This is a genomic window from Streptomyces sp. NBC_00878, from assembly GCF_026341515.1.
Classification (GTDB): Bacteria; Actinomycetota; Actinomycetes; order Streptomycetales; family Streptomycetaceae; genus Streptomyces.
Genome location: NZ_JAPEOK010000001.1, coordinates 1,866,767 through 1,888,500 on the forward strand (window position 1 = coordinate 1,866,767; position 21,734 = coordinate 1,888,500).

General features: G+C 70.2%; 18 protein-coding genes and 2 pseudogenes. 6 read left to right on the forward strand and 14 right to left on the reverse strand.

What is annotated here, in order from left to right; genetic code table 11:
- Positions 1-2: 2 nt before the first annotated feature.
- Positions 3-1,103, reverse strand: a complete 1,101-nt coding sequence (locus OHA11_RS07610; RefSeq protein WP_266493274.1) for a sensor histidine kinase — start codon at positions 1,101-1,103, stop codon at positions 3-5.
- A gap of 167 nt (positions 1,104-1,270) precedes the next feature.
- Here OHA11_RS07610 and OHA11_RS07615 point away from each other — a divergent pair, with 167 nt between their 5' ends.
- Complete coding sequence (locus OHA11_RS07615) at positions 1,271-2,323, forward strand: carboxymuconolactone decarboxylase family protein (protein ID WP_266493277.1); 1,053 nt, start codon at positions 1,271-1,273, stop codon at positions 2,321-2,323.
- Positions 2,324-2,435: 112 nt separating this feature from the next.
- On the forward strand, positions 2,436-3,098 hold the full coding sequence (locus OHA11_RS07620) for a hypothetical protein (protein WP_266493280.1): 663 nt from the start codon (positions 2,436-2,438) through the stop codon (positions 3,096-3,098).
- A 28-nt stretch (positions 3,099-3,126) separates the two neighbouring features.
- Here the strand turns inward: OHA11_RS07620 and OHA11_RS07625 are convergent, their stop codons facing one another.
- The 9 genes from OHA11_RS07625 to OHA11_RS07665 all read right to left on the reverse strand — a co-directional run bounded on the left by OHA11_RS07625 (position 3,127) and on the right by OHA11_RS07665 (position 14,888).
- Positions 3,127-4,704, reverse strand: coding sequence for an NCS1 family nucleobase:cation symporter-1 (locus OHA11_RS07625; RefSeq protein WP_266493282.1), 1,578 nt, complete (start codon positions 4,702-4,704; stop codon positions 3,127-3,129).
- Between the two features lie 278 nt (positions 4,705-4,982).
- Complete coding sequence (locus OHA11_RS07630; RefSeq protein WP_266493285.1) at positions 4,983-6,002, reverse strand: TIGR03842 family LLM class F420-dependent oxidoreductase; 1,020 nt, start codon at positions 6,000-6,002, stop codon at positions 4,983-4,985.
- Positions 6,003-6,020: 18 nt separating this feature from the next.
- The gene (hydA, locus tag OHA11_RS07635) at positions 6,021-7,424 is read right to left on the reverse strand and encodes a dihydropyrimidinase (RefSeq protein ID WP_266493287.1); all 1,404 of its coding nucleotides are present in this window, start codon (positions 7,422-7,424) and stop codon (positions 6,021-6,023) included.
- Between the two features lie 158 nt (positions 7,425-7,582).
- Entirely contained in the window at positions 7,583-8,425 is an 843-nt protein-coding gene (locus tag OHA11_RS07640) for a nitrilase-related carbon-nitrogen hydrolase (RefSeq protein ID WP_266493288.1), read from the reverse strand.
- Positions 8,426-8,605: 180 nt separating this feature from the next.
- The gene (locus OHA11_RS07645) at positions 8,606-10,186 is read right to left on the reverse strand and encodes a PucR family transcriptional regulator (protein ID WP_266493290.1); all 1,581 of its coding nucleotides are present in this window, start codon (positions 10,184-10,186) and stop codon (positions 8,606-8,608) included.
- A 102-nt stretch (positions 10,187-10,288) separates the two neighbouring features.
- A complete protein-coding gene (locus OHA11_RS07650) occupies positions 10,289-11,614 on the reverse strand; it encodes an aspartate aminotransferase family protein (RefSeq protein ID WP_266493293.1) in 1,326 nt (441 codons plus the stop codon).
- Positions 11,611-12,453, reverse strand: a complete 843-nt coding sequence (locus tag OHA11_RS07655; protein ID WP_266493295.1) for a nitrilase-related carbon-nitrogen hydrolase — start codon at positions 12,451-12,453, stop codon at positions 11,611-11,613. Before OHA11_RS07655 ends, OHA11_RS07650 begins: the two co-directional genes overlap by 4 nt.
- Positions 12,454-12,816: 363 nt before the next feature.
- The gene (locus OHA11_RS07660) at positions 12,817-14,463 is read right to left on the reverse strand and encodes a hypothetical protein (protein ID WP_266493296.1); all 1,647 of its coding nucleotides are present in this window, start codon (positions 14,461-14,463) and stop codon (positions 12,817-12,819) included.
- A 161-nt stretch (positions 14,464-14,624) separates the two neighbouring features.
- Complete coding sequence (locus tag OHA11_RS07665) at positions 14,625-14,888, reverse strand: helix-turn-helix domain-containing protein (RefSeq protein ID WP_266493297.1); 264 nt, start codon at positions 14,886-14,888, stop codon at positions 14,625-14,627.
- 83 nt (positions 14,889-14,971) lie between these two features.
- On the opposite strand from OHA11_RS07665, the gene map reads away from it, so the two are divergent.
- A complete protein-coding gene (gene map / locus OHA11_RS07670) occupies positions 14,972-15,739 on the forward strand; it encodes a type I methionyl aminopeptidase (RefSeq protein WP_266493298.1) in 768 nt (255 codons plus the stop codon).
- 71 nt (positions 15,740-15,810) lie between these two features.
- Here the strand turns inward: map and ggt are convergent, their stop codons facing one another.
- Complete coding sequence (gene ggt / locus OHA11_RS07675; RefSeq protein ID WP_266493300.1) at positions 15,811-17,622, reverse strand: gamma-glutamyltransferase; 1,812 nt, start codon at positions 17,620-17,622, stop codon at positions 15,811-15,813.
- Between the two features lie 104 nt (positions 17,623-17,726).
- Between ggt and OHA11_RS07680 the strand changes: the two genes are divergently transcribed.
- The 3 genes and pseudogenes from OHA11_RS07680 to OHA11_RS07690 all read left to right on the forward strand — a co-directional run.
- Entirely contained in the window at positions 17,727-18,476 is a 750-nt protein-coding gene (locus tag OHA11_RS07680; RefSeq protein ID WP_266493303.1) for a hypothetical protein, read from the forward strand.
- Positions 18,477-18,593: 117 nt separating this feature from the next.
- A pseudogene (locus OHA11_RS07685) lies at positions 18,594-19,106 on the forward strand (alpha/beta fold hydrolase); the annotation flags it as partial.
- A 276-nt stretch (positions 19,107-19,382) separates the two neighbouring features.
- Positions 19,383-20,108: pseudogene (locus OHA11_RS07690) on the forward strand (CocE/NonD family hydrolase C-terminal non-catalytic domain-containing protein); the annotation flags it as partial.
- A gap of 35 nt (positions 20,109-20,143) precedes the next feature.
- Here the strand turns inward: OHA11_RS07690 and OHA11_RS07695 are convergent.
- From OHA11_RS07695 to OHA11_RS07705, 3 genes are all read right to left on the reverse strand, one after another.
- Complete coding sequence (locus OHA11_RS07695) at positions 20,144-20,365, reverse strand: hypothetical protein (protein ID WP_266493305.1); 222 nt, start codon at positions 20,363-20,365, stop codon at positions 20,144-20,146.
- 14 nt (positions 20,366-20,379) lie between these two features.
- Positions 20,380-21,123 carry an amino acid ABC transporter ATP-binding protein gene (locus OHA11_RS07700; RefSeq protein WP_266493308.1) on the reverse strand — a complete coding sequence of 248 codons (744 nt, stop codon included), beginning with the start codon at positions 21,121-21,123 and terminating at the stop codon, positions 20,380-20,382.
- Between the two features lie 127 nt (positions 21,124-21,250).
- Positions 21,251-21,691 (reverse strand): DUF6278 family protein, encoded by a 441-nt coding sequence (locus OHA11_RS07705; protein WP_266493310.1) that lies wholly within the window; start codon positions 21,689-21,691, stop codon positions 21,251-21,253.
- Positions 21,692-21,734 lie beyond the last annotated feature (43 nt).

The following is a 21,734-nucleotide window of genomic DNA, read 5'->3' on the forward strand; positions in this document are numbered from 1 at the left end:
GCTCACGGCAGTTCCAGCGGCACGCGGGCCCGTACCGAGAAGCCGCCCTCCGCGCGCGGGGCGGCGTGCAGGCTGCCGCCGAGGGCCGTGACGCGTTCGCGCATGCCGGTGAGGCCGATGCCCTCGGCAGGCGGCCGGGAGGGTTCGGCGGCGCCGTCGTCGTCAACGCGTATCGTCAACTCACGTTCCTCGTACTCCAGTTGGACGGCGACCTTGGCGGGCCCGGCGTGCCGGGCGGCGTTCGTCAGGGCCTCCTGGACGATGCGGTACGCGGCACGGTCCACGGTCGCCGCCAGCGGGCGCTCGTGGCCGGTCACGGTCAGGTCGACGGCGAGGCCGGCGGCCCTGGCGCGCTCCACGAGCAGGGCCGGGGTGCCGGTCGGCTCGTCGGTGCGCAGCACGTCGAGCGTGGCGCGCAGTTCCCGCATGGCCTCGCCGCCGGCCTCCTGGATGGCGAGCAGGGCCGGGGGTATCTCCTCGCCGCGCTTGCGTGCGAGGTGGACGGCGACTCCCGCCTGGAGCTTGACGATCGAGATGCTGTGGGTGAGCGAGTCGTGCAACTCGCGGGCGATGCGCAGGCGTTCCTCGCCCGCCCGGCGCAGGGCCGCCTCCTCGCGGGTGCGTTCGGCCTCCAGGGCGCGCTGCTCGGTCTGGCGCAGATACGCCTGCCAGTTGCGGCCCGCGAGACCGGTGACGACGGCACACAGGAACCAGCCCGCCAGCAGCGCGGTCCGCTCGACCGTGTCGTGGGAGGTGGGTCCCGTCGCGAGACACGCCCCGAGGAACACCCCGCCCGCGGCCGCGCCCGCGGCCCGGTGCCCGGCCTGTGCCGCCGTGTGGACGGCGGCCACCACCGGGAGGGCGGCCACCGGCCCGGGCTCGGCGTGCAGCACATAGCCGGCCAGCGCGGCCGTGGTGACGACGAGCACCGCGCGAGGCGCCGTCCGGTACGCGGCCAGCGCGAGCGAACCGATCACGATCAGCGCGTAGTCGACCGGCGCCGTGTCCTCGCCGAAGGCCGCCGCGCACACCACGATCGCGCCGATCACAACAGCGAGCGCCACGTCGGCGAGCCGCTTGAGGGTGACCTGGTCCGCGTTCATGTCCGTACGGTAGACCGCCGCGCCGACAACGGCGTCAGCCCTGTGGACGGACCCGTGACTACTCCCGGCGCAGTAGTCCGGCGGCCGGGGCGGTCGCGTCGGCGCACCGCCAACTGCCTTCGGCCGTACGACGCCTGGAGGCGTCCTCGGGAGCGAGGGTTCTCGGCATGACCACACCCTTCAGCTACCCCTTCGCGACCACGCCCTTTCGCTACACCGAGCCTCCGCCGCCCAGGTCCGCCACCGGCCGGACCGCCGACGTCTACCGGCAGCTCTCCGAGGACTTCGGCATCGACGGTCCCGCCACCTTCGTCGTCCTGTCCTCCGCGCCCGAACTGCTCGCCGCCACCTGGGCCCTGATGCGTGAGTCGCTCCTCGCGGGCGAAGGCAGCCGCACCGGCAAGGAGTTGACCGCCCTCGGGGTGTCGCGCGCCAACAGGTGCCCGTTCTGCGTGGACGCGCACACCGTCCTGCTGCACGCCACCGGCGACCACGCCCTCGCGGAGCGCCTGGCCCGCGGCGAGACCCCGGAGAACGAGGCGCACGCGCGCCTGCTCGCCTGGGGCGAGGCAACTCGCGTCCCGGGCAGCCCTGCCCTCGCCCCGCTGCCCTTCTTCGCCCAGCACACCGCCGCGTACGTCGGCACCGCCCTGTCCTTCCACTTCATCAATCGGATCGTCTCCGCCCTGCTGACCGAGAACCTGCTGCCGGGCAACGCCCAGCGCCTCAGGCCGGTCCGCAGCCTGGTGGGCCGTTCCGTGGCGAAGACGGTGCGCCGTCGCCTCACCCCGGGAGCGAGCCTCGCCCTCCTCGACGGCGGCCCGGGCCCCGGCCCCTCCTGGGCGGCCGGAACGACGGTCGGCCCGGCCTACGCGGCGCTGCGGTCGGCGGCCACGTCGGGCGCGGGCCTGCTGACCGAGGCCGACCAGGCCCTCGTACGAGATGTCGTCGCGGCGTGGGACGGTACGCACCAGCCGCTGGTGTGGGACGCCCTGCCGGACCGGGCGGACCGGCCCGGGGCCCGGCTGGCGATGCTGGCCGCGCTGGCTCCGTACCGGATCACCGACGAGGACGTGGCGGCATGGAAGCGGCCGCCGTACACGGACCACTGTCTGGTGCATCTCGTCGCATACGGGGCGTTCGCCGCCGTCGACCGCATCGAACGGGCGCTCCCCCTCGACGCGCTAATATCGCACGGGGTCACGGGCCGTCAAGGGTGAGTACCTGTCACCGCGCGGCCACGGAGTGAGTTTGGCACTACCGTCCCACAGGCAGGCATGTGACACTGGCGTCCCGTCCGCTGTGCGGACTCTCCGCACCGTCCCCCACGAAATGTGCGCCGTGCGTTCTCTTCCACTCGCTCTCACCGCGCGTCTGCTGCCGGTCGTCGTGCTCGCCGCGGCAGGTTGGTCCCTGTCGTCCGGGCCGTTCGCCGAGACCTCGGCCGCGGAGAAGAAGGCGACCCCCGACAGCGGACCGTCACCGTCCGCACCGTCGACCGCGGCGGCGAGCCGCACCTACCGCAGTTCGCCCGTGCCCTGCAAGGGCGTGTCGGCGAAGACGGTTACCTCTCTGGTGCCGGGCGCCAAGACGGCCGGCAAGGAGATCCCGTCGACCGACGAGTCGCTGCGCCGCACCTGCTCGTGGAACGCGCTCAAGGGCTTCGACTACCGCTGGCTCGACATTTCGTACGAAGTCAAGAAATCGGACCAGGCCGCCCAGACCGCGTACAAGCAGCGCACCACGGAGAAGAGCGGCGGAGGGCCGGTCCCCGGCCTCGGTGACGCGGCCTACTCGGTGGTGAATCTCACCACCCAGGACAAGCAGCAGACGCGCGAGGGCCAGGTGTTCGTCCAGGCGTCCAACGCCATGGTGGTCGTCACGTACAACGGCAGTGACTTCGAGTCGAAGAAGGCGCCCAGTACGGACGAGATCAACAAGGGCGCCATCAAGGCCGCCAAGGAGGCGATGGCCGCGCTGGTGGCCGCTCAGTAGAGCCGGCTCCGGGCGCGGCCCGCCGTCGTCAGGCGGTCTTGTCCGCGGACTCCGCGGACTCCTCCCTCTCGGTCCGTGTCAACGGCGCCATCAGCACCACGTACAGGACGAGCGCCGAGGCGAGGCCGACCGCCCATCCGTAGTCCGCGAGCGGCTTGAGGAACGGGATGAGTCCGTCCGTCGGGAAGGGGCCGAGCTTCTCACCCTTCGCATCGAGGTTCGAGTACGAGCCGCCGACCGCCAGGACGCCGCCGACCGCGAAGGCAAGCACCGCGCGCCAGTTCCAGCCGTTCGTGTACCAGTAGCGTCCGCCGGGTGTGTAGAGGTCGGCGAGGTGCAGGACCGTCCGGCGGATGATCCAGTAGTCGGCGATCAGGATGCCCGCGACCGTACCGAGCAGACCGCCGACCACCCCGAGCCAGGTGAAGATGTAGAACTCGGGTGTGGAGATCAGCTTCCACGGGAAGATCAGGATGCCGATGACACCCGTGATCAGCGCGCCCGTACGGAAGTTGATGAACTTCGGGGCCAGGTTGGACAGGTCGTACGCCGGGGAGACCACGTTCGCCGCGATGTTCACGGAGATCGTGGCGATCAGCACGATGAAGAGCGCGAAGAGCAGGCCGAAGGCGTTGTCCGTCTTGGCCGCGAGGGCGACCGGGTCCCAGATCGCCTCGCCGTAGACGGCCTCGGAGCCGGAGGTGACCAGCACGGCGAGGACCGCGAAGAGCGTCATCGTCGTGGGCAGCCCCAGGGACTGGCCCCAGGTCTGCGCCTTCTGGCTGGCACCGAAGCGGGTGAAGTCGGGGATGTTGAGGGACAGGGTCGCCCAGAAGCCGATCATGCCCATCAGGGACGGGAAGAAGACCGGCCAGAAGTCGGCGCCCCAGCCGAGCTTCGAGGGCTGGTCGAGCAGCGCGCCGAAGCCGTCCGCCTTGACGGCGATCCAGATGAGCAGCGCGAACGCGCCGACGATCACGACGGGCGCGGCCCAGTTCTCGAAGTGCCGCAGGAAGTCCATACCGCGGTAGATGATCGCGATCTGCAGCGCCCAGAAGAGCAGGAAGCAGAGCCACAGCGGCCACGGGTTGCCCGCGATCTTGCCCGCGTTCTCCCACTCACCGCCGGTCAGCTTGGAGCCCAGGGCGAAGATGCCGCTGCCGCCGATCCAGGTCTGGATGCCGAACCAGCCGCAGGCCACGGCGGCGCGGATCAGCGCGGGAATGTTGGCGCCGCGAAGACCGAACGAAGCGCGGGCGAGTACGGGGAACGGGATGCCGTACTTGGGTCCCGCGTGACCGGTGGCCAGCATCGGCAGCAGCACGATGATGTTGGCCAGCGCGATCGTGAAGACGGCCTGCTTCCAGTCCATGCCGAGGGCGACCAGGCCGGAGGCCAGGGTCCAGCTGGGAATGCAGTGGGCCATGGAGATCCACAGCGCCGCGAAGTTGTACGTCGTCCACTTGCGTTCGGCGACCGGGACGGGACGCAGGTCCTCGTTGGCGAAGGGGCTGTCGTCGGGGAAGGCCCCGGGGCTGAGTTCGATCCGGCCGTCGGCGTCGGCGGACTGCGATATCGGCGGCCCCGTGGGGACGGTTTCGGTCATGAGCAGGCCAATCAATGAGGCGGGACGGGAAAGGCCGTGCGGGTGGCGTCGTGGGGGGTGGTGCGTGTCGGGTGGTGCGGTCCCCTCCCCGGGGTGGCGGGAAGGGGATGACTTGAGTGGGTGGAACAGATGGACAGGTGGAGCGGATGCCGTCAATGGTTGATGGATGGGTCGACCATCAACCACCGACACCAGCCATCAACTGCTGACACCGGCCATCAACTGCTGACACCGGCCATCAACCATCGAGACCGGCCATCAACTGCTGAAGTTGACCATCAACCGTTGACGGCAGGAATGACCGTTGATCCATACGCCTCAATGACCGCCTCTTGAGCGTCATGCATGTCGTACAGAGCGAACTGGTCGACGCCCAGCGCGCGCAGCGCGGTCAGCTTCTCGATGTGTTTGTCGACCGGGCCGATCAGACAGAACCGGTCGACGATCTCGTCGGGCACGAACTGGGTGTCGGGGTTGTCGCTGCGTCCGTGGTGCGAGTAGTCGTAGCCCTCACGGGCCTTGATGTAGTCGGTGAGTTCGTCGGGTACCGCGGCGGAGTGCTCACCGTACTTGGAGACGAGGTCGGCGACGTGGTTGCCGACCATCCCGCCGAACCAGCGGCACTGGTCGCGTGCGTGGGCGAGCGCCTCGGGCGAGTCGTCCTCGGTGACGTAGGCGGGCGCGGCCACGCAGATCTTGACGTCGGCGGGGTCGCGTCCGGCCTCGGCCGCCGCGGTCTTCACGGCCTTGACCATGTACTCGGTGAGGTACAGATCGGCGAGCTGGAGGATGAAGCCGTCGGCCTCCTCGCCGGTCATCTTCAGCGCCTTGGGCCCGTACGCGGCCATCCAGACCGGGAGTTCGGCGCCGGGCTTGATCCACGGGAACTTGATCACGGTGCCGCCGAGGTCTGCCTCGTCACCGCGTCCCAGCGCCCGGATGACCTTCATGGCCTCGCTGATCCGGGCGAGTGTGTTGGGCTTGCGGCCGGCCACGCGCATCGCCGAGTCGCCGCGCCCGATGCCGCAGACCGTGCGGTTGCCGAACATGTCGTTGAGCGTGGCGAAGGTCGAGGCGGTGACTTCCCAGGTGCGGGTGCCCGGGTTGGTCACCATCGTGCCGACCTTCAGCTTCGAGGTGTTGGAGAGGATCTGGCTGTAGATCACGAACGGTTCCTGCCACAGCACGGCGGAGTCGAAGGTCCAGCCGTACGTGAAGCCGTTGCGCTCGGCCCGCTTCATCAGGCTGATGACGCGGGAGGCAGGGGGGTCGGTCTGCAGGACAAGTCCGAAGTCCATGGCGCCACTCCTAGTCGTTCAGAGAAGGTACTGACAGGTGGAGCGGGGGGTGTACACGCCGTGCCCGGCACGGCCGGTGAACTCCCGCTCGGTGATGACGAGTTCGCCCCGCGAGAGGACCGTCTCGACGCGGCCGGTGGTGCGCTTGCCCTCGTACGCCGAGTAGTCGACGTTCATGTGGTGTGTCTCGGCGGACATGACCTGCTCGGCATGCGGGTCGTAGATGACCACGTCCGCGTCGGCGCCCGGCGCGATCGTGCCCTTCTTCGGGTACAGGCCGAACATCCTGGCCGGGGTGGCGCAGGCGATCTCGATCCAGCGGCGGCGCGAGATGTGTCCGTCGACGACGGCCTGGTGGAGCAGGTCCATGCGGTTCTCGACGCCCGGCAGACCGTTGGGGATCTTCGAGAAGTCGCCGCGGCCCAGCTCCTTCTGGCCGACGAAGCAGAAGGGGCAGTGGTCGGTGGAGACGACCTGGAGGTCGTTGGTGCGCAGGCCCCGCCACAGGGCGGCCTGGTGCTCCTTGGGCCGCAGCGGCGTCGAGCACACGTACTTGGCGCCCTCGAAGTCGGGCTCCGCGAGGTTGTCGGTCGACAGGAACAGGTACTGCGGGCAGGTCTCGCCGAAGACGTTCAGGCCCTCGTCGCGCGCGCGTGCCAGCTCGGCGACCGCCTGCTGCGCCGAGACGTGCACGACATACAGCGGGGCCCCGGCCACCTGGGCGAGCTTGATGGCGCGATGGGTGGCCTCGGCCTCCAGCAGCGCCTTGCGGACCTCACCGTGATAGCGCGGGTCGGTCTCGCCGCGTGCCAGCGCCTGCTCCACCAGGACGTCGATCGCGATGCCGTTCTCCGCGTGCATCATGATCAGGCCGCCGTTCTCGGCGGAGCGTTGCATGGCGCGCAGGATCTGGCCGTCGTCGCTGTAGAAGACGCCGGGGTAGGCCATGAACTGCTTGAAGGAGGTGACGCCCTCCTCGATCAGCAGGTCCATCTCCTTGAGCGTCTCCTGGTTCACGTCGGAGACGATCATGTGGAAGGCGTAGTCGATGGCGCACTTGCCGTCGGCCTTGGCGTTCCAGGCGTCGAGGCCCTCGCGCAGCGTGTGGCCGACGCTCTGCACCGCGAAGTCGACGATCGTGGTCGTGCCGCCCCAGGCCGCGGCCCGGGTGCCGGTCTCGAAGGAGTCGGAGGCGAAGGTGCCGCCGAACGGCAGCTCCATGTGGGTGTGGGCGTCGACGCCGCCCGGGATCACGTACTTCCCGGTGGCGTCGATGGTCCGCTCGGCCGTCCAGGCCTCGGCGGCGGGGGTGCCGCTCGCGGCGAGGGCGGCGATGCGGCCGTCCTCTACCAGGACGTCCGCGTGGAGTTCGTCCGACGCGGTGATGACTAGGCCACCGCGGATGACGGTACGGCTGCTCATGTTTTCCTCTCCTGTCGTGGGCACCCCGGTGGAATGCGGCCGTTGGGTACGTGCGGGTGCGTCGTGGCTGGTCGCGCCCACGCGGCGGAGCCGCATGATGTACGCAGCCCCGCGCCCCTAAAAAACCGGGGCGCGGGAACCTCCGACGTGATCCGCGCTCAGGGAGACGTCAGTGGCTCGTACGCGTCCGGGCGGCGGTCGCGGTAGAACTGCCAGCGGTCGCGGACCGTTCGGAGCTTGGCCATGTCCAGGTCGCGGACGACGAGTTCGGTCTCCTTGTCGCTCGCCACCTCCCCGACGAACTGGGCTTCCGGGTCCACGAAGTACGAGGTGCCGTAGAAGTCGTTGGAGCCCAGCTCCTCCACGCCCACGCGGTTGATGGCGCCCACGAAGTACTCGTTGGCGACGGCCGCGGCCGGCTGCTCCAACTGCCAGAGGTAGGCGGACAGTCCGCGCGAGGTGGCCGACGGGTTGAAGACGATCTCGGCCCCGGCTAGACCGAGCGCGCGCCAGCCCTCCGGGAAGTGCCGGTCGTAGCAGATGTAGACGCCGATCTTGCCGACCGCGGTGTCGAAGATCGGCCAACCGGCGTTGCCGGGGCGGAAGTAGAACTTCTCCCAGAAGCCCTCGACCTGCGGGATGTGGTGCTTGCGGTACTTGCCGAGGTACGAGCCGTCGGCGTCGATCACCGCCGCGGTGTTGTAGAGGACGCCGGGCTGCTCCTCTTCGTACATCGGCAGCACGAGGACGAGGCCCAGTTCCCTGGCGAGTGCCTGGAAGCGCTGGACGATCGGGCCCTCGGGGATCTGTTCGGCGTACTCGTAGAACGCCTTGTCCTGGACCTGGCAGAAATAGGGCCCGTAGAACAGCTCCTGGAAGCACAGGACCTGAGCACCCTGTGCGGCCGCGTCGCGGGCCGCCTGCTCGTGGACCTGGATCATCGATTCCTTGTCGCCCGTCCATGCGGTCTGGAAGACGGCGGCGCGAATCACTCTGCTCATCGGGACCTCCGGTCGCTCGGTGTGCGGCGAGCTTAGGAAGTCCCCAGGGCTGCTTTGAGTTGCAGCGTGTCACGTCTGTGGGCGTGTGGCGTTCCACGGTGTCACCCTTGCGAAGGCCCATGTTTCACCACCGTTTTCCCAGGTCTTCCTATGTTTCGGAGCTGTTGCGCGGAGAGAGTCTCAGCCTTGTTGCGCGTCGTGTGCGAGGAGGGCGATGTGCACGGAGGCGGCCTGTTCGAAGTCGTCGAGGTCGACGCCGAGCCGCGCCTCTATCGCCTCCAGCCGCCGGTACAGCGCGGGCCGGGAGACATGGTGGAGCTGCGCCGTACGCGACTTGTTGCGGCCGCTGGCGAGATACGTCCGCAGCACGGGCAGCAGCTCCGACTCCGCGTCGGCCCCGCACAGCAGTCCGTCCAGCTCCCGCTCGGCGAAGGACTGGACGTGCGGGTCGTCCCGCAGCAGCCGGACCAGCCCGCGCAGATGTACGTCCCGCAGCCGCACCACGACCGGCAGGTCGAGTCCGGCGGGGCTCTCGGCGACGGCGTCGGCCACGTGCTGGGCCTCGCGCAGCCCGGAGGGTACGTCGTCCCACCCGGTCCGCGCGTCCGCCGCCGCGACGACGACGGCCTTGCAGCCGTCGGCCGTGCCGCCACCGGATTCCATACGCAGCCGGGTGGCGAAGCGCACCGCGAGGGCCTCGGCGTCCTGGTCCCTGGCCAGGCTCAGCAGGACGGCGGTGGCCCCGTCGGCCAGCTCGGCGACGAGTCCGGGGAGTCCCAACAGTCGCAGTACGCGGTCGAGTTGGGCCGCCTCTCCGTCCCGTACGACCAGGGGCACGAACGTCCGGCGGTTGACCGGCAGTCCGGCCGCCCGGGCCCGGGGCAGAAGCTGCCGGGCCGGTACGACGCCGGAGACGAGGTCGGTGAGCAGGCTCTGCGCGGACTGCTCCTCCCAGGAGGAGTGCGCGGTGCCGCCGAGCATGCGGTGCAGCACCAGGGCCTCGGCGGCGCGGTCGGCGAGCAGCCGTCCGGTGGCGGCGTCGCCGCGGTAGCCGCACAGCACGATGCGGCCCCAGCGCTCGCCGCGCCCGCCCAGTTCGGCACGGACCCAGCCGTCGCCCTCACTGCCGCCGGCCTGCCGCGCGATGCGCTCCCAGTCGCGCAGCACGTCGTCGACCGCGGACCGCTCCCCCGCCGTGGCGAGGACGCGGTGGGCGAGGTTGGTGACGACGACGGGGCACGCGCTGTGCGAGGTGATCTCGTCGAGCATCCGTTGCAGCGGGGCGCCCGCCGTGATGAGCCCGGTCAGCGCCGTCCGGACGGACTCGGACAGGCTGACGGCCGCGAACTTCCTTCGTACAAGCCTGGATTGGACCTCTTCGGTCAACTCCGCGAAGGGGAACGGGCGGTGCAGGACCACCATGGGCAGCCCACACCGCTCGGCCGCCCGGCACATCACCTCGGGCGGTGTGGGGAAGGCCCGGCCGAGTCCGAGGACGACGGCCGCGGCCTCCGCCCGGTGCAGGGAGCGGATGTACTCGGCCTGGGCCTCCGGGTCGCCCGCGAGCAGCACCCCGGTGGTGAGGACCATCTCGCCGCCGCTGAGCATCACGCCGACGTCGGCGGCCTCGGCGACGTGCACCCAGCGCACGGGCCGGTCGAGCTGGCCGGCGCCGGCCACCACCTCGGGTTCCCCGGCGAGCACCCGCTCCAGCGCGAGGACCTGCCGGACCGACAGGGCGGGTTCCAAGGCGGTGGTCATGCGGCGAACCTTCAATCTTGCGTTGCTGAACGCTCCTCGGAACTGACTGCTCCCCAGAACTGGCGGCTCGTCAGAACCGAGTGCCCCTCAGAACCGAGTAACTCAGAACTGAGTACTCCGCAGAGCGCGTTCCAGGATCGCGGCGCCCTCCTCGGCCTCCGCGACGGTGAGCGACAGCGGTGGGGCGAGGCGCAGGACGCTGGTGTTGTGCCCGCCGCCCTTGCCGATCAACAGGCCTTCCTCGCGGGCCGCTTCGAGCACGGCGGCGGCCCCGTCCGGGTCGGCCTCATCCGTGCCGGGCTTCACCAGCTCGATGCCGATCATGAGACCGCGGCCCCGGACCTCCCGTACGCCCGGCAGTTGCGCCGCGATGGCCCTCAGCCGCTCGATGAGCAGGCCTCCGACGCGGCGGGCGTTGCCCTGGAGATCGTGTTCCAGGAGGTACGTGAGGTTGGCGAGGCCCGCGGCCATGGTGATCTGGGTGCCGCCGAACGTCGAGATGGAGTTGGAGTCCAGGCAGTTCATGATCTCGGCGCGGGCGACGACGCCGCCGATGGACATGCCGTTGCCGATGCCCTTGGCGAAGGTGAGTATGTCCGGCGGACCGTTCTGGCCGTGCGCCTGCCAGCCCCAGAAGTTGTCGCCGGTCCTGCCCCAGCCGGTCTGCACCTCGTCGGCGATCCAGAGGATGCCGCGCTCCTGGAGGACCTCGCGGAACGCCGCGTACAGACCGTCCGGCGGTGCGGTGAAGCCGCCGACGCCCTGGATGGGTTCGGCGATCAGGGCCGCGGGCGAGCGGACATGGCCGAGCAGGTCCTCCAGGTCGGCGACGCAGGCCGCGATGAAGGCGGTGTCGTCGAGCTCGGCGTACGGGCCGCGGGTGCGGACGCCGCCGTGCACGTACAGCGTCTGGAGGGGCGAGAGGCTGGTCGGCGACCAGCCCTTGTTTCCGGTGATGCCGACCGCGCTGAACGAACGGCCGTGGTAGCTGTTGCGCATCGCCAGGATCTGGTTGCTGCGGCGGTACGCGGTGGCGAGGAGCAGGGCGGTGTCGTTGGCCTCCGTGCCCGAGGTCGTGAAGAACACGCGCGCGTCGGGGATGCCCGACAGCTTGGCGATCCGCTCGGCGAGGTCGACCATCGGCCGGTTGAGGTACAGCGTGGAGGAGTGGATGATCCGGCCGGCCTGCTCGCTGACGGCCTTCGTCACCTCGGGCAGGGCGTGCGCGGTCATCGTGGTGAGGATGCCGCCGAAGAAGTCGAGGTACTTGTTGCCCTCGGCGTCCCAGACGTGGCGGCCCTCGCCGTGGGTGAGCTCGATCGGGTCGGCGTAGTAGACGGCGAGCCAGTCGGGGAGAACGGACTGGTGGCGCTGGTACAGGTGCTTGGCCGAGGTGTGGGCTTGGCTCTGGGAGGCGTCTGTCGTCACGGCTGCACCAGTCCTTCGTAGGCGTCGGGGCGGCGGTCCCGGTAGAAGGCCCACTGCTGTCGGACCTCCTCGACCAGGTCGAAGTCGAGGTCGCGGACGACGAGCTCCTCGTTCTTGTCGCTCGCGGTCTCGCCGACGAACTGGCCGCGCGGGTCGACGAAGTACGACGTCCCGTAGAAGTCGTTGTCCCCGTACTCCTCCTCGCCGACACGGTTGATGGCGGCGATGAAGTACTCGTTGGCGACGGCGGCGGCCGGCTGTTCCAGCTGCCAGAGGTGGGCGGACAGGCCCCGGGAGGTCGCCGACGGGTTGTAGACGAGCTGCGCGCCGTTCAGACCGAGCTGGCGCCAGCCCTCCGGGAAGTGCCGGTCGTAGCAGATGTAGACACCGACCTTGCCGACCGCGGTGTCGAAGACGGGCCAGCCGAGGTTGCCCGGTTTGAAGTAGTACTTCTCCCAGAAGCCCTTGACCTGGGGGATGTGGTGCTTGCGGTACTTGCCGAGGTAGGTGCCGTCGGCGTCGATCACCGCTGCCGTGTTGAAGTAGAAGCCGGACTGCTCGACCTCGAAGACCGGGACGACGACGACCATGCCGGTCTCTCGGGCCAGTTCCCGCATACGGGTGACGGTGGGGCCGTCCGGTACCGGTTCTGCCCAGCGGTAGTGCTCCGGCTCCTGGACCTGGCAGAAGTAGGGGGCGTTGAAGACTTCCTGGAATCCGATGATCTTCGCGCCCTGACGGGCCGCCTCGCGGGCGTGCTCCTCGTGCTTGGCGACCATGGATGCGGTGTCGCCGGTCCAGGTGGCCTGGACCAGAGCGGCGCGTACGACGTTGGCCATGAGCTGCTCCTTCGACGGGACGTCAGAGAGCCTCTACGCCCGTAGATGATGGACGTAGAGCCCCGAAAGTAGGCGGCGGCGCGGCGCTGGGCAAGACCATCGTCGTTAACCGGCGGAGTCGATCATGTTTCCTACCCTCGTGGGTTAGCGGTTGGCCTCCGGCGGTTTGGCGGGGCGCCTACGCGAGGTGGTGGGGTCCGGTGTGTCGGCGGGTGCGGGTAGTCGTGGGCTGGTCGCGCGCACGCGGCGGAGTCGCACGATGTCACAGCCCCGCGCCCCTGGTGGGTGGGCCTGAGCTTGGAAGGTGACCTTCCCTGGGCGCGCCGCAAACACACATCCCGGCCGGCCCGGCACCGGCTCACCTCACGCCGTGTAGCCCGCCACCCTCAGGGCGTGGGTCAGGTCCCAGTGGCGTTGTTGCGAGACGTGGCGGGACGCTTCGAGGAGGAGGGGGATGAGGCGGGGCGGGTCGGCCTCGACGCTGCGGGCGGCGTCTTCGGGCGTACGGATGCGGACGTACGCGTCGAGGAGGGCGCGCACCTCGCGGTGGCGGCCCTCGTCGGCGAGGGCCAGGACGGCCTCGCTGATCTCGGAGGCGGGGCGTGCGACCCCCTGGCGCAGCATCTGCTGGCCGTCGGCCGTGCGGCCGGCCGCGACGAGCGCGTCGGCCGCGGCGACCATGCGGTCGGCGGGCAGGGAGGCGGCCTCCCAGAGGAGGGTGGCCCAGTCGGCGCCCAGTCCCGCGCGGTGGAGTTCGGCGGCGAGGAGCGGGAAGCGGGCCGCGGGCCAGTACGCGGCCTCGACCAGTACGGCGTGCGCCTCGCCGGTGTGGCCCTCGCGCCGCAGTCGGACGAGCGTGGTGACGGTCTCGACGGTGACCTGCCGGGCCTCGTCGCCCAGGGCTTCGCGTCGCGGCTTCGACCCCTCGCGCTCCTTGTCACCTCCGGCGAAGCGTGCCCCGCGCAGCGTGCGCTCGGCGCCGGGCGGCACGGGCATGGCGGGTAGGGCTGCGGCGTCCTCCTCCGTCACGCCGGCGAACCGTGCGCTGCCGCGCGGACGGCGCTTCGAGCGCTGCTTGGGGACGCGGGCCGCCTTGGCGGACTCGGGGGCTGCCGCCTCGTCCGCCGAGTCGGCGGGTACGGATGCGGATTCCGGCTCGGATTCGGCCTCGGGGGCGGCTGTGGGGCGCGGTGTGGCGTCGAAGACGGCGGCCGCGGCCTGCCAGGCGGCCTGCTCAGCGGCCGGTTCAGCGGTCCCTCCGGCGGCCTGGCCGGTCTGCTGTCCATCGGTCCGGTCCGCCGACGCGTCGCGCCAGACGTCGGGCCAGTCGTCCGGCCAGTCGTCATTCTCCGGCGCGGAACGCTGTCTGCCCACGCGTCCGGTGGACGGCCGATCGGAGCCGCCATCGCTCCGGTCGCCCTGGGGCTCCTCGACCCAGAAGACGTCGCCGCCGCTGTCGCCGGGCGGGATGGTCAGTGCTCCCCGCGCGTGACCGCCCAGCGCGCGCCGGTCCAGCTCCTCCATGCGGGAACGGAGTTCGGCGCAGCGGGCCGTCGCACGGTCATAGTCGTCGCGGGCCCAGGCCAGGTCGATGCGGAGCAGCTCGGCCTCGTCCTGGTTGGCGGCCGTACGGAGTGAACTGCCCAGCTCCGAGAGCCGTTCGGCGGCGTAGCGCTGTTCGCGGAGCGTGACGTCGAGGCGGTCGCTGAGGGCGTCGCGGCCACCGGGCCGCGCGTCGTACGCGGCGAGCGACGCGCCGTGCAACGCCCGCGCCCGCTCGGTCTCCTGGGCGGCGGCCCGGTCGCCGTACTCCGCGGCGACATCCTGGAGGACCGCCCCCACGATGTCCCAGGGCGGCACCTCCGTGCCGTCCAGACAGGCACGCATCCCCTCCGGGTCGCGCTGCCAGAACACACCGCACCAGCCGCCGCCCTGGTCGAGCCGGGACAGCAAGCCCTTGAGATACTGCGCGAACTCCCGCACCTGGCCCGGGAGTTGTTCCACCGCCATTGCATTCACCCCACGCCAGACTGGAGTATTCCGGTTCGATAGAAAACACCGTTCGTATTACGGAACAGCTACAACCAGTTTGCGACCCGGACGCAGAGTGCGGTTAACCACCCGGAACGTGATGTGAGGGACCCTGGACGTGACACGGCGTCATCCTCACGTCATCCCAGCGTAAACGCCGGGGCAAGTGCGCAACTGCCGGCGATCTCGTCCATCGAGAGACCCAGCACGCGCGCCAGCGCCGCCACCGTGAAGAAGGCGGGAGTCGGCGCCCGCCCCGTCTCGATCTTACGGAGGGTCTCGGCGGAGAGGCCCGCGCTCGCGGCGACCTCCACCATGCTGCGGCCACCACGGGCCTCGCGCAGCAGCTTCCCGAGCCGCTCGCCGCGCTCTCGCTCTTCAGGGGTCAGCGGGGTTCGTACCATGCGCCCACCCTAGTACCGGCGACCGTTATTTGAATAGGCGGGCGGAGACCACCGCACAAGCCTCGACCGGTATAGTAATTGGCATGGTGGAACTCAAGACGGACACGTCTGTCGACGCGATGTACGAAGCGGGCCAGGTCGTGGCCCGGGGCCTCACGGCGGTGCGTGAGGCCGCCGACGTCGGTGTCTCGCTCCTGGAGCTGGACGAGGTCGCGCACCAGGTCCTGCGGGACGCGGGCGCGGGCTCCCCGTTCCTCGGCTATCGGCCCTCCTTCGCCCCTGTGCCCTTCCCGGCCGTCATCTGCGCCTCCGTGAACGACGCGATCGTGCACGGCATCCCGACCGGCTACCGCCTGCGCGACGGCGACCTGGTCTCGATCGACTTCGGCGCCGAACTCGACGGCTGGGCGGGCGACTCGGCGCTCAGTTTCGTGGTCGGCGCGCCGCGCCCCGCCGACCTGCGCCTCGTCGAGACCGCCGAGCGCGCCCTCGCGGCGGGCATCGAGGCGGCCGTCGTCGGCAACCGCATCGGCGACATCGCGCACGCGATCGGCACGGTGTGCCGCACGGCGGGGTACGGCATCCCGGACGGCTTCGGCGGCCACGGCATCGGCCGCCGCATGCACGAGGACCCGGCCGTCCCGAACGAGGGCCGGCCCGGCCGCGGCCTCCCGCTGCGCCACGGCATGGTCCTCGCCATCGAGCCCATGCTCATCGCCGGCGGCACCGACGCGTACCACGCCGCCCCCGACGGCTGGACCCTCCGCACGAACGACGGCACCCGAGCGGCCCACGCGGAGCACACCGTGGCCATCACGGACGCGGGGCCGCGCATCCTGACGGCCCGCTGACAGGCCGCCGACATCCTGCCGGCGCGCTGTCAGCGTCCTGCCGACCCCGTACGGATCCGACGGCCCCCGGCCTACGACGCCGGCCGCACCACCATCGCCGAGCCGCCGCCCCGGCGTACGGTCTCCGCCGCCGCCAGCCACCTGCCGTTGGGGAGGCGCTGGACGCCGGTCGCCGCGCCGATCTCCGGGTTCTGCCGGAATCCGTGGCCGAGAGCCTCCAGCTGAGTCCTCAACGGGCTGTTCCACAGGCCCGGTTCGAGCTCGGTGGTCGTCTGGTTGCGCTGGCTGGCACGCGGCGCGGCGATCGCGTCGACCAGCGGCAGTCCTCGGTCGACGAACCCGGTCAGCGTCTGCAGGACCGTCGTGATGATGGTCGCGCCGCCGGGCGAGCCCAGCGCCACCACCGGCTTGGCATGCCCGTCCAGGACGATCGTCGGCGAGATCGACGAGCGCGGGCGCTTGCCCGGCCCCGGCAGGTTCGGGTCGTGCACGGCCGGGCTCGCCGGCGCGAAGGAGAAGTCCGTCAGCTCGTTGTTGAGGATGAAACCGCGGCCGGGAACGGTGATCCCGCTGCCGCCGGTCTGCTCGATGGTGAGGGTGTACGCGACGACGTTGCCCCACTTGTCGGCGGCCGTCAGATGGGTCGTGTTCTCGCCCTCGTACGTCGTCGGCGCGGCCGTGCCACCGGCCGCGCACGCCGCCGGATCGCGCGGATCGCCGGGTGCCAGCGGGCTCGTCAGCACCGCGTCGTCCTTGATGAGGCACTCGCGCGAGTCGGCGTACTTCTGCGAGAGGAGTTCCTTCGTCGGTACGTCCTCGAAGGCCGGGTCGCCCACCCAGCGCCCCCGGTCCGCGAAGGCGATCCGGCTCGCCTCGATGTAGCGGTGCAGGTACTGGACGTCCGTGGCCTTCGAGAGGTCGGTGTTCTCAAGGATGTTGAGGGCCTCGCCGACCGAGGTGCCGCCGGAGGACGAGGGCGCGATCGAGTAGACGCCCAGCCCGCGGTACGAGGTCTTCGTGGGCGCCTGCCGCTTCGCCTCGTACGCCGCGAGGTCCTTCAGCGACAGCTCGCCGGGGCGCGCGTTGTAGCCGGAGGCCGGGTCCACCGGCGGCTTGTTCACCGTGGCGACGATGTCCTTGGCCAGCTGCCCGCGATAGAGCGCGCCCACGCCCTTGCGGCCCAGCTCCTCGTACGTACGGGCCAGGTCGGGGTTCTTGAACGTCGAGCCGACCACCGGCAGCGCACCGCCCGGCAGGAACAGCTCGGCCGTGTCGGGGAAGTTCCGGAACCGCGCCTCGTTGGACTCGGTCTGCGAGCGGAACGTGGCGTCGACGGTGAACCCGTCGCGCGCGAGCCGCTCCGCGGGCTTCAGCAGCGAACCGAGCCGCTGGCTGCCCCAGCTGTCCAGCGCCTTCTGCCAGGTGGCGGGCGTCCCGGGCGTGCCCACGCCCAGTCCGCTGGTCACCGCGTCGGCGAACGGGATCGGCTGGCCGTTCTCCAGGAAGAGCCCCGAGTCGGCCGTCAGGGGCGCGGTCTCACGGCCGTCGATCGTCCGCACCGTACGGGACTTGGCGTCGTAGTAGACGAAGTAGCCGCCCCCGCCGATGCCGGAGGAGTACGGCTCGGTGACGCCGAGCGCGGCCGCCGTGGCGACGGCCGCGTCCACCGCGTTGCCGCCCTTGCGGAGGATCTCGATGCCGGCCGCCGAGGCGTCCGCGTCCACGCTCGCGACGGCCCCGCCGTATCCGACGGCGACCGGCACCTTCGCCGGGCCTGAGCCGCCCCCCGAAGACCCTGAGGACGGAGGCGCCGCCGCCCCCACCGACACCACCGCGGCCGAAACCGCCACCACAGCCAGACTCCGCGCGACCGAACGCCCCATCCGTACCTCCAGTAAACGAACGTCTGCGCAGCGTAACCGCCTGGGCATGGCCGCGTCAGGCCCCTCTCGAACACCGGTACACCTGCCCGCTAGCATGCGCGCCCATGAATGACGACGTACGCAACATCGTCCTCGGCGTGGTCGCGGCCGGCCTCAGCGCCGCGCTCGGCTGGCTCGCCCGTACGTATCTGTGGAAGCGCAAGCTGCGCCGCAAGCAGGCATTCTTCGGCCTGCCCGACAACTCCGAGTCGCTCCTCGTGGTCAACCGCGAGGCCGGTGGCCCGGAACTCACGGTGATGCGCTACGACGTCTTCGCGCTGCTCGAACTCGCCGCCCTGATCAAGGACTGCGGCGCCCACGCCCAGGTCGTCGCGCACGACGCGGCGCAGCAGGGCTTCGGGGAGCGCACGGAGTTCTGCGTGGGCGGCCCCTCGTCGAACCGTCGCATGGCCGCGCATCTGCACTCGCTGCTGCCGGGCATCGGCGTCAACGTCGACCCCGAACCGGGCCCGGACCGCGGCGCGTTCCAGATCGGCAGCGAGCGCTACCGGCTGGAGCCCGGCAAGGGCGAGTACGTGATCCTGGCCCGGCTCACCGCGGGCAACACGGCACGGCCCGTCTTCCTCTTCTGCGGCCAGCGCGCGATCACCAACCAGGCGGCGACCCGCTATGTCGCCCGCAATCACGAACGGCTGGCCCGCAAGCACGGCAAGAACTCCTTCGTACTCCTCCTGAAGGTCGTGAACTCCCAGGCGTACGGGCCGGATGTCGTCGAGCTCGTCGCGGACGTCACCCGCGCCGCGCAGACTCCGCTACCTGCGGTTGCCACACGCAACAGCCATCGCGCCTCCTAGGTTTCAGCACATTTCAACAATCGTTACTCGCGCGTAACTTACCGACGGGTTACTTGCGGTAAGTCGGCGCGGTTACCGTCGAGTCACTTTGGCACTTACACGCGTGAGGAGTGACTTGTGGGAAACCCGCGCAAGACCCTGCGCACCACCGCCATAGGAGCCGTTTCAGCGACCCTGATCGCCGGCACCGCCCTCGGGCTCGCCCCCGCCGCACAGGCGGCCCCCGCCGCCGTCCGGTTCGTCGACATCACCGGGGACGGCGGCACGGTCCTCAAGGCCAACGTCGTCCTGCCCGCGAACGCCGACACCTCCCGCGCCTACCCGCTCATCGTGCTGCCCACGAGCTGGGGCCTGCCCCAGATCCAGTACCTCGCCCAGGCCCAGAAACTCGCCGACTCCGGCTACGTCGTGGTCAGTTACAACGTCCGCGGCTTCTGGCAGTCGGGCGGAGAGATCGAAGTCGCGGGCCCGCCCGACATCGCCGACGCCTCCAAGGTGATCGACTGGGCCCTCGCCAACACCCCGTCCGACGCCGGGCACATCGGCATGGCGGGCGTCTCGTACGGTGCCGGCATCAGCCTGCTCGCCGCCGCGCACGACCCGCGGATCAAGGCGGTTGCCACCCTCAGTCTCTCAACTCCAGGCAGGAAACGCCCACTTGCCCTGATAGAGTTTGGTTCGTCCGGTGGCGACAACCAAGCCGTTGGACGACATGGGTAGCTCTCGCAGCTACCTCGGTGGCCGGGAGGGCCGTCGCCAGACGGACGCAAGCGCCGTCCAACTCCCCGGAGCGATCCAGGGGAGAGTCTCCCGCCCATGCGGGAGAGAACTCCAATCGGGCCGCACCCAGCACTGGGCCCACGCAGTGATCGGGGCCCGGACCTAGTCCGGGCCCCCAGCGTTCCGCCCGGCGATCACGCCACCGCCGAGGCGACCGGCCTGTTCGGACTCCCCAACGACGTGTGGACGGACACGAGCCGCTGGTTCGACCACTACCTCAAGGGCGTGGACAACGGCATCGACCGCGAGCAGGCGGTCCAGCTCAAGTCCCGTTCCACGGGCGGCTACGAGGGCTACCCGGACTGGCAGTCGGTCGGCGCGACGCGGAAGAAGATCACCCTCGCGGGTTCCACCACGATCCGCGCGAACGTCAACTCGGGCGCGGACGGCGGGATCATCTTCCTCTCCAGCATCCTCGACCAGCTCACCCGGCTGCCGCCGGTGGCGTCGATCCCGCTGCTGCCGCGCCGGTACGCCGCGGTCTGGCAGTCGGAGAGGTACGCGAGCGCCCAACGGGTGCGCGGCACCACGAAATTGCACACAACCCTCACGAGTACCAAGGCGAGCGGCACCCTCGTCGCGTACCTCTACGACGTGGGCCCGCTCGGCCTCGGCAAGCTGGTCAGCAACGCGCCGTACACCTTCCACGGGCAGACGCCCGGAATGCCGTTCGGCGTGGACCTGGAACTGTTCTCCACGGCCTACGACGTCCCGGCAGGACATCGACTCGCCCTGGTCGTCGACACGGTGGACCCGCTCTACATCGAGCACAACCCGACCGGCGCGCAGCTGACCTTCTCCTCGCCCGCGGCCGACCTGTCGTACGTGTCGGTACCGCTGCGCGAGCAGTGATCTCCGGCTGCTGCCGGGCGGGTCATTGCCCCTCGCTACCGCGTGCCCGGCAGCAGCGTCCCTGGTTCGGCCGGGGTGGTGTCCACGGCCTCCGTCCCCATCACCACGGGAGTGAACGGCATATCGTAGTCGAGGTTCGGCGCGGTCGGCCCGTCGGCATGGAGCAACTCCCCACCGCAGTCGGGGGCCTTCGTCAACTCCGCGCCGGGGGCGTGGAGTTGAGCCGACAACGAAAGTGAAATCGGGGGTGTGGTCATGGTCGCGCCCCCGCTCAGTGCTTGAGGATCTTCGAGAGGAAGTCCTTGGCGCGGTCGCTGCGCGGGTTGGTGAAGAACTCCTCGGGGGTGCGGTCCTCGACGATGCGGCCGTCGGACATGAAGACGACGCGGTTCGCGGCCGAGCGCGCGAAGCCCATCTCGTGGGTGACGACCATCATCGTCATGCCCTCGCGCGCGAGCTGCTGCATGACCTCCAGGACCTCGTTGATCATCTCCGGGTCGAGTGCCGAGGTCGGCTCGTCGAAGAGGAGCGCCTTGGGGTCCATGGCGAGGGCGCGGGCGATGGCCACGCGCTGCTGCTGGCCGCCCGAGAGCTGGGCCGGGTACTTCGGCGCCTGCGAGACGAGGCCCACGCGGTCGAGGAGTTCGAGCGAGCGCTTGTCGGCCTGCTGCTTCTTACGGCCGCGGACCTTGATCTGACCGAGCGAGACGTTCTGCAGGACCGTCTTGTGCGCGAAGAGGTTGAACGACTGGAAGACCATCCCGACCTCGGCGCGGAGCCTGGCGAGGTCCTTGCCCTCCTCCGGCAGCAGCTTCCCGTCGAGCTTGATCTCCCCGGAACGGATCGTCTCCAGCCTGTTGATGGCCCTGCACAGAGTCGATTTTCCCGACCCCGAAGGGCCGATGACCACGACCACCTCCCCCTTGCCGACGGTGAGGTTGATGTCCTGTAGGACATGCAGCTCCCCGAAGTACTTGTTGACGTCACGCAGCTCGATCAACGGATCGACGGCCATCCTCAGCCCTACCCACTCTCAGCTGTGTCGCGATTCCCGCAAGCTATCCACATAAGAGTGGAGTCAGCACCCGACACGCACTTTTCGGGCATTAGCCGTATTTAAGGCATCAGTCCAGGCCAGGGTCTTACGCTTCCGCCACCTCGGCGTACAGCTGCGAGAGCTCGGGGGCACCGCTGGCCGCCCAGTCGTGGCCCACGGAGACCACGTCGAACTCACGGCCGGAGGCCAGTCGTACGACCGGCTCGCCGCCCGGCCAGATGTCCCAGACAGCGCCGGGGACCGTGCGCACGATGACCGTGCCGAGGTAGAGGCCGGCGTCGTTGCCGAGCCAGGGCAGGCTCTCCTCGTCGTCGCGCCAGCGCGGCACCAGCTGGTCCAGCGCCTCCAACGAGGCGGCGGAGTCGTCGAGTTCGACCCCCGCCTGATGTGCCTGGGAGCGCAGCAGTTCGCACTCGGAGAGCAGTTCGGCCACCCCCTCGCGGTCGCTCTCAGTGTCGGAGAAGACCGCAACTCCTCCGGCAGGGCCCCGCTTCTTGCGCCAGTTGCCCAGGAAAGGGATGTTCATACTCCCAGCCTGTCATCCCTGTCGCCCGGCGCACCACAGGGCA